At 49.5% G+C, this 12168-nt stretch carries 10 protein-coding genes; 4 read left to right on the top strand and 6 right to left on the bottom strand.

Annotated elements, in window-relative coordinates; translation table 11 throughout:
• Positions 1 to 50 precede the first annotated feature (50 nt).
• From L1285_RS11720 to L1285_RS11700, 5 genes are all read right to left on the bottom strand, one after another.
• Positions 51 to 728: a hypothetical protein gene (locus tag L1285_RS11720; protein WP_235412473.1), complete on the bottom strand. Its 678-nt coding sequence runs from the start codon at positions 726 to 728 to the stop codon at positions 51 to 53.
• Positions 729 to 968: 240 nt separating this feature from the next.
• The gene (locus L1285_RS11715) at positions 969 to 1637 is read right to left on the bottom strand and encodes a GntR family transcriptional regulator (RefSeq protein WP_235412472.1); all 669 of its coding nucleotides are present in this window, start codon (positions 1635 to 1637) and stop codon (positions 969 to 971) included.
• A 186-nt stretch (positions 1638 to 1823) separates the two neighbouring features.
• On the bottom strand, positions 1824 to 3317 hold the full coding sequence (locus L1285_RS11710; protein ID WP_235412471.1) for an aldehyde dehydrogenase (NADP(+)): 1494 nt from the start codon (positions 3315 to 3317) through the stop codon (positions 1824 to 1826).
• Positions 3318 to 3368: 51 nt separating this feature from the next.
• Positions 3369 to 4370: a 4-hydroxyproline epimerase gene (locus L1285_RS11705; RefSeq protein WP_235412470.1), complete on the bottom strand. Its 1002-nt coding sequence runs from the start codon at positions 4368 to 4370 to the stop codon at positions 3369 to 3371.
• Between the two features lie 4 nt (positions 4371 to 4374).
• Positions 4375 to 5289 (bottom strand): dihydrodipicolinate synthase family protein, encoded by a 915-nt coding sequence (locus L1285_RS11700; RefSeq protein ID WP_235412469.1) that lies wholly within the window; start codon positions 5287 to 5289, stop codon positions 4375 to 4377.
• 203 nt (positions 5290 to 5492) lie between these two features.
• Between L1285_RS11700 and L1285_RS11695 the strand changes: the two genes are divergently transcribed.
• The 3 genes from L1285_RS11695 (at position 5493) to L1285_RS11685 (ending at position 8530) form a co-directional block, all read left to right on the top strand.
• Entirely contained in the window at positions 5493 to 6758 is a 1266-nt protein-coding gene (locus L1285_RS11695) for an NAD(P)/FAD-dependent oxidoreductase (protein ID WP_235412468.1), read from the top strand.
• A gap of 22 nt (positions 6759 to 6780) precedes the next feature.
• Positions 6781 to 7995, top strand: coding sequence for a M24 family metallopeptidase (locus L1285_RS11690; RefSeq protein WP_328285034.1), 1215 nt, complete (start codon positions 6781 to 6783; stop codon positions 7993 to 7995).
• Positions 7996 to 8326: 331 nt separating this feature from the next.
• Positions 8327 to 8530: a hypothetical protein gene (locus tag L1285_RS11685; protein WP_235412467.1), complete on the top strand. Its 204-nt coding sequence runs from the start codon at positions 8327 to 8329 to the stop codon at positions 8528 to 8530.
• A gap of 60 nt (positions 8531 to 8590) precedes the next feature.
• Here L1285_RS11685 and L1285_RS11680 read toward each other — a convergent pair whose 3' ends face one another.
• Positions 8591 to 9832, bottom strand: a complete 1242-nt coding sequence (locus L1285_RS11680; protein WP_235412466.1) for a carbohydrate porin — start codon at positions 9830 to 9832, stop codon at positions 8591 to 8593.
• Positions 9833 to 10278: 446 nt separating this feature from the next.
• Between L1285_RS11680 and L1285_RS11675 the strand changes: the two genes are divergently transcribed.
• Positions 10279 to 11415, top strand: a complete 1137-nt coding sequence (locus L1285_RS11675; RefSeq protein WP_235412465.1) for a PQQ-dependent sugar dehydrogenase — start codon at positions 10279 to 10281, stop codon at positions 11413 to 11415.
• Positions 11416 to 12168: the final 753 nt, after the last annotated feature.

Genomic DNA, 12168 nt, shown 5'->3' with positions numbered 1-12168 from the left:
CACACTGCCCTGGATTAAAAATCAGTCCCCTGCGACATTTCTGAATTAAATCAATAGCGGTATTTGCGCTGCAGATCAGAGGTATTCACAGCAAAATGAATATGCTCGCCTTTGGCATACAGCGCAAAACCTATCAAATCATATTTCATCATTAACTGAAACACATTGACCTGGCTACCATAGGGTGATGGCAACATCGCATTGTTTAGCTGAACCCGGCAAATGGTCGCGTTACATTCAGAGAACGTCATAACATAACTGTGCCGGCTACTGCATTTAGACGTCTTGCGCTGCGACTGAACCTGAGTATTACAAAACGTCATGTAAAGGCCATGGACCCTGTCTACAGAGCTCGCAACAACGAAAGTCAGCAAGTTTGGCTGGTGCTTACCTTGCATCTGCCCAACACTGACAGACAGATACTCATCTTTGCTGCCACCGTAGTGTATGTCGTTAAAGTACATATTAACACCAGGCGACATACTGTTATCCAAAGTCCAGGGTTGCTTTTTTAATACTGTATCCAGATACGCTTGCCGCTCCTGTGCCGAGGCGTCTTTTATAAACATATCGGCATTACGCATTCTGTTTTTCATCGCTCGCTCTGACTTTGCTTTAAATGCCTGAACCGCAGTGCTGTGATTTTGTTGCGAGCCCGCTGCTGCCCATGCAGTTGTAAAAAACACGTTGAGGGCCAGAAATATAGCCCCAATAAGTTTTGCTCTCATCCTTTTGACTCCTTGAGCTGAGGTTTCCCGAGTTGGGTAAAGAGCGCTTTTATACCATAAGAATATACACTGATGTAAGCACCTGGCTTTGTGGACTGTACTGATTGATATGAAAACAGTATTTAAAAGATGAAAAGTGATCTTACGGGGAAGCAATCACTAGCACACCAGAGCCAAAAAGCATCTGATGCACACAGTAACACTACGGGTTGACTATTTAACGTAATGACAGATATGACGTTACTTTGCTTCCTGCTCAAGACGCAGCAGTAAGTCTTTGATATCGTCTTTGGCACCTGTGATGTGCTTTTTCAAAAACTCGCAGGCACCTGCAGTGTCTTTTTCAGAACACAGTTTAAGCAAGGTGCGATGCTCTTCAGGCGCTGTTTTCAAACCACCAGCCAGCAGAATATGCATACGCACGTATCGCTCTGAGTTTTTGCTGTAGACTTCTACCAGTTCACGCGTCTGAGGACGCTCGGCACGACTGTACAACTTGTTATGGAACTCGGCGTTTAATTTACCGGTTGCCAGCTGCGCATCCCCCGCTTCGGTGGCTTCTTCCAGATCCGATAATATGGCTTCGGCTTCAAGCAAGTCGCGTTTGGTCAGGTTATCTATCGAATGGCTCAGCAACTCAGCTTCTAAGATGGCACGCAAGTCGAAGATCTCATCAATCTGCTCTGCACTGAGGCGGGTAACCGTAGCCCCTTTGTGCGCCTCAAAGTTGACCAGGCCTTCGGCTTCGAGCTGTAACAGGGCTTCTCTGACAGGGATCCGGCTGACATTCAGTTCATCCGCGAGCGCTGCCTGACGCAAAGGCTCTCCGGCTTTAATTTCACCATTTAGAATTTTTTCACGGATCGCTTCCGCAACCAGCTGAGTTCGGGTTTTATGTACAATCGCCATAGGATTAATTAATTATTATCATTGGGATACATTATACGTGCATTGCCATAAATTGCACGTTGTGCAGGACATAGTTAGCACGCTATGAGTACACTTCATGATCAAATAGGCGGTTGCACAGGCTAAGGAACCAGCCCATACAACCGCACTCCACGGGGTTACAGAGGGTCTACCTACTGTGATTGCTTAACACTGTACACATAGCGGGCGCAAAAAGCGTGTCATGGCTTGCAGCCCGACCGATGTTGAGCGCACATCAGTTGATGAGGGATACGGACCACCATGATTCATCGAGCCACACACCTCAACACCTGTCGGCATCTGACCAAAAATAAGGCGGCCCACCTTATAACTCAGCTCATCTATGAGCGTTTCCTGCGAGGCAATTTCTGCTTTGCTGCCATGCACACTGGCCGTCAGCTGACCCTCTAACTGGGATACCACACGCAGCAATTGCGCCATATCGCGATAGCGCACTATCAGGGCGCTGGGACCAAACACTTCTTCGTGCAAGCTGGCGTCATTAATAAAGTCTTCCGCTTCACAGGCGTATAAATGTGCATTGGCATGAAATGGCTGACTTTGCGCGCCTCGCGCCAGTAGTGTGACATTTGCATTGTCGCTTAGCGCATCCATGGCACGTTCAAAACTGCTCAAAATTCTGGGTGTTAACAAGGTATCCGAGGGCGCCGCTTCAATCGCCCTGATTGCTGCGGTTTCAAACTCATCCTCGCCAGCCGGTACCAACCATAAGCCGGGACTGGTACAAAACTGTCCGTTACCCATTAAGAGCGACTGGACCAGCGCAGGGGCCAGAATATTGCCCTGCTCCTTAGCAAAGCCTGGCAGCACCACCTGCGGGTTCACACTGCCCAGTTCCCCATACAATGGGATCACTTCTTCGCGCTGATGAATGGTCTCTAGCAGAGCTTTGGCCACAGTGAGCGAACCTGTGAACCCCACCGCTTTAATATCGGCAGCACCAACCAGCTGATGCGACAAGGCATAATCGGCGCCCTGGATCATAGAAAATACACCGTCCGGCACGTCGCTGCGTTGAATGGCCCGCGCCATGGCACGCGTCATTAACTCACTGGTGCCCGGATGTGCGGTATGGCTTTTTACTATCACCGGGCAACCTGCCGCCAGTGCTGCTGCGGTATCTCCCCCTAACGTTGAAAACGCATAAGGGAAGTTAGATGCACCAAATACGGCCACCACGCCAACGGGCAGATAGCGTAACTGCGTCGCGGGCTTGGGCATAGGGACACGAGCCGGCTCAGCAGCATCCTGACGCGCCAGCGCCAGTGGTGCCAAATCCTGCTCAAGCGCCTCGGCAAAGGCATTCAACTGGTTTACTGTGCGCATCCGCTCACCTTCCAGGCGTGCTCTGGGCAGACCGGTTTCCAGCATAGTGGTTTCTATCAGGCCATCGCCCAGGGCAAGTATCTCCTCGCCAACATTGCGCAAAAACACCGCACGCTGCGAATATGGAAGTCGTCGATAGGTTTTAAAAGCGGTTTGCGCCTGTGCAATCGCCTCACTCAACTGTGCCTGTGTGGCGTTGAAAAAGGGCTGGTGCTGTCGTTCATTCGTTTGCGGACAAAACGCATAAAACTGCCCATTGTCTGCATTGCCGCGCCACTGCCCGGCAATAAAACTCTGTCCTGTCAAAGTCATGGCTGTCTCCTTAAGACAAATCGGGTGATGAAGCGGTCCGCCTCATCTTAGTTAAAGTACCTGGAAGCCGAATGCATAGGGGTCATCGTCATCCACAGTGATACAGTTGTGGCCTGTTACTCTGGCCCAGCCCTGAATACTGGGCAGGATGGCGCTGTGACCGGCAATTTCTGTGGTGCCTTCGATTCGGCCAATAAACTGGCTGCCGATGTAGCTTTCATGGATAAAGTCCTCGCCACTTTGCAGCGCACCTTTGGCAAACAGCTGCGCCATTCGTGCACTGGTGCCTGTGCCACAGGGCGAACGATCAATCGCTTTATCACCATAAAACACCGCATTGGCTGCACTGGAATCACTGTGCTTAGGGTCGCCCGTCCACAGCACATGCGAAGCACCGCTTACGGTCGGATCGTTCGGGTGTACACAGGCAATCTGTGCGTTTACGGCGTCACGCACTTTTGGGCTCATCGCCAAAAGCTCTGCTGCGCAGGTCGCATGAGTGCCTTTGAAATTGCCCTGAGGTTCAACAATAATGTAAAAGTTCCCGCCATAGGCAATATCGACCTCTAGCTCACCAATACCGGGCACGGAGATAACCTCATTCCGGTGTGCCAAAAATGCGGGAACATTAAATAGCTTGACCCACTCTACCCGGCCATCGCGCATTGAATAATAAGCATCAACGCGCCCGGCGGGTGTGTCTAACTTGAGTCGCCCCGGCTCTCTTGGCGTAACCAGGCCCTGTTGCAAGGCAAAGGTCACTGTGCCTATCGTGCCATGGCCACACATGGGCAAACAGCCCGACGTCTCAATAAACAGAATGGCCACATCGCCGTCTTCTGTGGTGGGCGGGTACAAAAAAGAGCCTGACATCATGTCATGACCGCGCGGTTCAAACATCAGCGCGCGGCGAACCCAATCAAATTCGGCCAAAAAGTGCTGTCGCTTTTCACTCATGGTCGCGCCTTCAAGCGGGGGATGACCGCTTGTTACCAGCCTGACTGGATTGCCACAGGTATGCCCGTCAATGCAAAAAAATGTTCCCTTATTCATAGGCTTAATCCAGATTAAATTTGCTTAGGTCAATCCGGTTGGTAATAGCCTCATCATACAAACGGCGTACGTAAGCTTTTTCGTCCTCTGTTAATGGCAAGCGTGGTGAACGCGTTACTTCACTGCCACGGCCCGCCAGTTGTTCGGCGTATTTGATGCACTGTACTAAAGTGGGGATAGTATCCAGACGAAGCAAAGGCAGAAACCAGCGCCACAGCTCACGGGCTTCTTCATAGCGGCCCTGCTGTGCCAGCTTATAAATAGCCACGGACTCACGTGGGAAGACATTGGTCAGGCCAGAGATCCAGCCTGTTGCGCCCAGCATTAAGCTCTCGAGCGCGATGTCATCCACGCCACCGAATACCACGTAACGATCACCAAAGGCTGAGAAGAGTTCGCTTATTCTGCGCGTATCTTCCGTTGCTTCTTTGACCGATACGATATTAGCTTCTTCTACCAGCACTTTCATGCCTTCAATAGACACATCTACGCCATAGGTCACCGGGTTGTTATAGATCATGATTGGCAAACAGGTATTACGGGCAACCTGCTGATAATGGTGGATGGCTTCGCGCTCCGTCGAGCGATACACCATGCCTGGCAGTACCATATAGCCATCTACCCCAATTTCTTGTGCATCGCGGACAAACTCAACAGCCAATGCGGTGGTGGTTTCTGCCACACCGGAGATCAGCGGCACACGCCCGGCAACCACGTCTTTTGCTGCGCGTAACACTTCGCGTTTTTCCTCAGCACGGAGTGAGCAGTTTTCACCCACTGTGCCTAATACAATGATACCGTGGACACCCTCTTCAATCAGGGTGTTGATCATGCTTTTAGTGGTCTCAAAGTTAATGCTTTCGTCATCATTAAACTGAGTCGTTACTGCGGGATAAACACCCTGCCAATTTACTTTCATGGTAAGTCCTCTACTTAGTTTGTGCTTGCCATCATAGGTATATTGTATACAATAATCAATATCCAAATTTAATAAAATTGCCAGAATGCCTCAAACTGGGTTAATCGAGTTAATAACCCTCTGTAAGTTATAGGGTTTATTTTTTGACTGGCTTTACCGTGGCATCTGGTTGGTAAAATGCAATCTGACAAACGAGAATAAAAATGACACATGCACTTCAAATTGCAGTTGTGGGCGCCGGTGTGGTGGGCCTGTGCAATGCCTTGCAACTCACACGTCAGGGATATCAGGTTACCCTGTACGACCCGGCGGGTATTGGCGAGCAATGTTCACGCGGTAATGCCGGCCACTTTGCTACAGAACAGGTGTTCCCGCTTGCCGATAAAGCCTTACTGCCCCGCATCCCGGCTATGCTGCTGGATAAACTCAGCCCGCTCAGGGTTGATCACCAGTACTTTTTCAGGGCACTGCCCTGGCTCAGTCGCTTTTGTCTGAATATGCTACCGAGGCGTTTTAAACATCATACCCGGGCACTGCGAGCGCTCAATGAAGCCGCCCTGCCTGCATTCAGGCGACTGTTGCAAGATGAGTTTGAACACAATATTCACTTGCACGGCAGCTTGCTGACTTTTGAGCATGACAGAATCGATGAGATCCGAGGCGTACAATCTAAGTATCAGCACCAAGGTGTGGCCGTTGAGCTACTGGACAGCGCACAGTTACGCGCTCTTGAACCTGAATTAAGCTCGCGTATTCAATATGCGCTTTACTTTAGTGAGGTCGGCCATACCCCCGATCCGTATCAGCTGAGCCAGACTTTATATCAGGCGTTTATCGCCCTGGGTGGCCAGTTTGTCAAAGCTGCAGTGACCAAAATAACCCCGTGTGATGATGCAACAGGGCAAACTTGTCTGCCCCAAATACAAGTCACTACTCAAACACACGGCAGCCACGGCTTCGACAAATTGGTTTTGGCAACCGGTGCCTGGAGCAAAACACTGTGTAAGCAGCTGGGTTACAAACTGCCCATTGAAGCAGAGCGTGGCTATCACAATATGTTGCCTGCCTTAAACAATCTCAGCCGCCCCGTGGCCTCGGCAGATCGCCAATTTATTATGACCCCCATGCAACATGGCCTGCGCCTGGCTGGTACGGTGGAATTTGCAGGGCTGGACAGCCCACCTAACTATGAGCGAGCCGAAATCTTGCTGACACATGCAAAGGCGCTATTACAGAACAGTGAGCGGCTAAATCAGGGCGATCACTGGATGGGACCGCGCCCTTCACTGCCCGATTCTTTACCTGTGATTGGACCGGCACCAAATCATTCAAATATTTACTTTGCATTGGGACATCAGCATCTGGGCCTGACCCAGGCCGCAATCACCAGTGAGCTCATCGCACAATGCATTGCAAATCAAACCACAACGCTGGATATTGGCCCCTACAATATTGCGCGTTTTCAATAACGAATCATGAACAGGAATCTCTATGAAAGGCATAGGTTATCAAAATCGGGAAGCGGCACTGGCTGCACTCACAGACATGACACAAGACGTAGTCGCCATTAAACCCGAGGAGTATCAACAGCGTATAGAAACAGCGCAAACGTATATGCAGCAACATAATATCGCTGCCATTTATCTTAATGCCGGTACCAACCTGAAGTATTTTACCGGCTTACAATGGTATCCAAGTGAGCGCATGGTGGGGGCTATTTTGCCAGCGCAAGGAGACGTGCAGTTTATCGTGCCCTTTTTTGAAGTCGGCTCAATCAAGGACTATCAGGTCATTGAGGGGCCAATGCATACCTGGCAGGAGGAGCAATCGCCTTACAGCTTGCTCGTCAATGTGCTCAACGAGTTGAACATTGCACCCGATGCCACTTTGGGCATTGATGAAAGCGCCGCCTTTTTCATTGCTGATGGCATCCGCCAGGCAGGGCCAGCTCTTACGCTTATCAACGCCAAGTGCGTTACGGCCCATTGCCGGATGCATAAGTCTGCCTCTGAACTCAAGCTTATCCAACGGGCAATGGACATGACCCTTGAAGTGCATAAAGCGGCGGCCTCAATACTCCATGAAGGGATCACCACCACTGAAGTAGAAGCCTTTATCAATGAAGCACATCGCAAAGTCGGCGCCACAGGTAACTACTTTTGTATCGTACTGTTTGGCACCGCTACCTCCTTCCCTCATGGCGTAAAAGATCCGCAAACGCTAAAACAGGGAGACGTTGTACTGATAGACACCGGCTGTAAACTACACGGTTATCTGAGTGATATCACCCGCACTTATGTATTCGGCGAGCCAACAGCGCGTCAGCGCACCATGTGGCAACACGAAAAAAATGCCCAGCTGGCAGCATTTGAAGCGGCCCAAATAGGCACCCCCTGTGGAGATGTAGACTTTGCCGCACGCAGCTATCTGGCCGGTCAGGGGCTGGGTCCTGATTATCAGTTACCTGGCTGCCCGCACCGCACCGGACACGGTATCGGTCTGGACATTCATGAGTGGCCCTATTTAGTAAAGGACAACCCGCAGCCACTGGCAGCTGGCATGTGTTTTTCCAATGAACCTATGCTGGTATTACCCGGCGAATTTGGGATAAGACTGGAAGATCATTTCTATATGACATCAGACGGACCAAAGTGGTTTACCGAGCCTGCACACGCGATTGACGACCCATTTGGTCTGGAAAAGTAATTTATACCTGACGCCATGTTATTCATGGCGTCAGCTGGCTTCCTCGCTTTGGGTACATCAACTTCAACTACTTTGCACCCAGGTCAAAACAGCGATCACCTGAAACCTGAGTAATGATTTACCCAATCTAGTTCAACGCCTCCATACAAGATCAAATTACCCGATTAAAAATCCATCTAATTCTTTGTAGTTATTCGATATATTTTTATTTAGTAAAAACATTTGACCAAATAAAAGTGATGCGATTAAATGAATTGGGCTGCACATTACAGCAATCAAAAAGCTGCAGCCCGAAGCAACTAAATACCCAAATCAACAAGGAAAAAAAACAATGAAATTAACCGTTAAAAAATCACAACTAAAACGACTGTCGGATAAGCACAATGCACTAGCACAGCGCGACACGCCTCAGGTTGCTGGCGGCCAGCAAACGGCGTCTATCTCCGCTGGCGACTTATGTGTGATTGCGTCGCTGGTAAACTGTACGCAAGAGTGTTCAAGACTGGCCTGCTCACAGGCATATTGTAAGCTGTAGGGCCATCGCTCAAGCAACACCTCTGGGCCAAAGGCACAGAGGTGTCTGCGATATCAGAGATTAAAAGTAGTAACCGATATTAACGTTAAAGCGGCGCTCAAAATCCTCGCTGTCACCGACCAGTGTGCCGCCCACAAAGGGCTGGTTCTTGGCGTGTACCAGGTCAATATAAGCAAATACAGGACCGGCTGCCACAGACATACCCGTGATATTCATCCAGGTATTCGCACTGTCATCTGATTTATCGTGCATCACACCAAAGTCGTTATACAGCGTTAGCTGTGATACTGGACCTAAGGTCACCTGCATGTCGTATGAGACACCCAGCGTCGTTGATGCAGCTTTTGTTGCTATAGTGTCGTACATGGCGTTCGCAGCAACCACTATCTGGGTCGACTCGTCTACCTGATAGTCGTACTCTGTATGCTGAAGGTGGAAATACCATTGTTCATAACGGTTAGAAGCATGCACCGCCCAGGCCTGATAATCACCGGCACGGTTAATACCATTATCCAGGCCACCATGCAGCGCTGACAGACCGAATTGAGTTTCACCCAGTGCATGTTCAATCTGATAAGCAAAACGCCCGACCAGGGTATTGTACTCAGCCAGCTTTTGGCCTGGTGCGTCATAGACGCCTTCACCGGCGCCACGCAGCCCGACAATATCCACGGAGTAACGATCTTTGCGATCTTCTGCCGAGCCATCTATGCCACCATGGTCATCGTTTTTAAAAAATGCCAGATCAAGCTGCCAGTTATCTTTCATTGCACGCTTTAACACCAAACCTAAATCGTAGTCTTCTTCTAGACCCACAAAATAGTTTGGCGTCATAAAATAGCTGTGCGATGCCACCGGCGTATTGCCAAATGGGACTGGTGCCAGACCCAGCTGAGCCTGCCACTGAGGAGCAATATCATAGTCCAGATAGGCAAACTTCACGACGCGCATATAATCGTGAAAACGTACTTCTGCATTGATCCCAATATCGGCCACTTCGCCAGATAAATTGATACGCACAAGATCGAAGTCAATATCGCCACCGCGGCGCTCACTGTCCTGGTCGTAAGAGTTCATGCCATAGTTAAAACGGACCGCTCCGCCGACCTGAACACCCTTTCCCGGTGTCTCTGTAGATGTATCTGCACTGTTTGTCGCTGACTCGAGCTGAGCCACTTTGTCTTCCAGGCTGGCCAATTCACGCTTAAGTGTGTCCAGCTCTGTGGTATTGGCGTAAACATGCGAAGAGCCAATCAGTAAGGCGCTTGAGAGCAAAGCAGTATGTCGGGCACTAAATGACATAGGTATAAATTCCGGGGTAAAGCTAAAAAATTCGCGCAAGCCTATATGACAACGCTGACACGTTCAAATTAAAGAAATTCGAACGAATGTAAGGGGTGTAAAGCACATTGAAATGGGCGTTTCTGTTTGTAAAATATGTAGTGAAAATGCAGTCAGCCTGTTTTGCTGACGGCGCTAACACAGTTCTGTCAATCTATTAAATCGCAATAAATTTCATAAGCTTAACCTTATGTGTTTGATGCAACTTGAAGGTAAAGTTAAAGATTCGTTAGTCTCATTGAGTTATTTTCTCAGCCCGGCGATATTGCGCCCTCAGCAACGCGTTTGCACAAAAAGCGTGCACACAACTCGTTTTTACCTGCCCGTTACTTACCGCAGCTGCTGACATTTATCAGAAAAACGCGCTAACCTGTGACTATCTAATTGTCGACTAAAGTTGAGCAAGTATGAAAAAAACACTAAACAAGATTGCGTTAAGCTTAATTTTTATTTCTTCCCAGGCGGCTGCGGCAGTGGAGCCGCAAACCATCCCGGTTGCAAAAAGTGCCAATGACTATCAACTGGAACTGGTCGCCAAAGGCATTCAGATCCCCTGGGGCATGGTGTGGCTAAATGACACAGAATTACTGGTGACCGATAGATCGGGTCAGCTACGCATGATCAAAGAAGGAAAATTGCTCGATAAGCCAATTGAGGGCGTTCCTGAGGTGCATGCTGAGCGCCAGGGTGGCCTGCTGGATATAGAGATTGACCCGAACTACGCAAAGAATGGCTGGATCTACTTTTCTTATTCCGGCTTTGAAGGCGAAGAGAAAGGCAGCAACACCTCTATTATGCGTGCCCGCCTGAAAGACATGAAGCTGGTTGATAAACAGCTGATATTTGACGGTTTCCCGAATACCAAGCCCTCATTTCACTTCGGCTCACGTATTGAATTTGATAAAGACGGCTACCTGTATTTTTCAATCGGCGACCGGGGAAACCGCGACGTACACCCTCAGCGCCTGGACCACGATGCAGGTAAAATTCATCGTATCAATGCCGATGGCACTATCCCCGAGTCAAACCCCTTTGCAAAACAAAAAGATGCACGTAAGAGTATCTATTCCTATGGGCATAGAAACCCACAGGGCATGGCCATGCACCCGCAAACCGGCGAGATCTGGACCCATGAACATGGGCCTCGTGGCGGTGATGAAATCAATATCATTAAACCCGGGCTCAATTATGGCTGGCCTGTGATCACGTATGGGATCAACTACAATGGCACCAAGATCACCGATGAGACCACCCGTGCTGGTATGCAACAACCTGACTGGGTGTGGGTTCCTTCAATCGCGCCATCCGGCATGGAATTCATAACCAGCGACAAATACCCCCAATGGCAAGGTCATCTGGTTGTGGGCGCAATGAAATTCGCCCATCTGGTCTTGGTCGAACTTGATGGCAATAAAGTGGTTGGCCACAGTAAACTATTCGAAGGTGCCGGGCGCGTGCGCAGCATAGCCACTCACCCCAGCGGCGACTTATATCTTGGTATCGATGGCAGTGGTATATATAAAGTAGTGCCCAAAGCAAAGTAGCGACTTTATCATTGCAAAGTCGAGCTTTAGCTCAGCCTTTACACAAGGGTGAATAGCGACCGAAGCACCGCTTCGCAGCGCAATGAACGCGAGGGTGACGAGAAACCGAAGCAACGCTTCGCAGTTCGAGGAAGTGAGCGCAAGGACCCACATGGATGTGGGGAAGTAGAATAATGCAGGAGCAATTATCGAGATGCGCGATGGGACCCAGCTTCATGGATGAACAGACAACGCCGCTCTTTCTACAACTTTTTTAAATCGCACATAGCAAAAAATCCGCTGCATTGCTGCAACGGGTTTGACGTACATGGAAGTACTAATGTCGATGATATTCATGGATGAATGTACTTCATCGACCTACTTATAAGGCCCGGGGGCGCCGAGCCTGGCGATGTCCTACTTTCACATGGACGAAATGAGACCGAAGCAACGCTTCGCAGCTCATTGAGATGAGCGCAAGGATGCGCGATGGGACCAAGCTTCATGGATGAATAGACAACGCCATTCTATCTACAGCTTCATCGACGCCTTTTTAAATTGCGCATAGCAAAAAAGCCCGACTCTCTCGAATCGGGCTTTGATGTACAAGAAGGTACGAATGTCGATGATATTCATGGATGAATGAAGTGCAAAGTACAATGACAGCGAGCAACGCGAGTACATTTACTTTGCGCAAGGTGAAATGAGCTGGTTTAGCTGTTGCTGAGGGACTTAAACGCAAAAAGCCTAACTCGTTCGATTCGAGCTTTCTCG

It is taken from the genome of Pseudoalteromonas sp. DL2-H2.2 (genome assembly GCF_021532535.1).
In the GTDB taxonomy this organism is placed as follows: domain Bacteria; phylum Pseudomonadota; class Gammaproteobacteria; order Enterobacterales; family Alteromonadaceae; genus Pseudoalteromonas; species Pseudoalteromonas rubra_A.
Note: the sequence above shows the minus strand (reverse complement) of the source record. Positions and strands in the feature narration are given on the sequence as shown.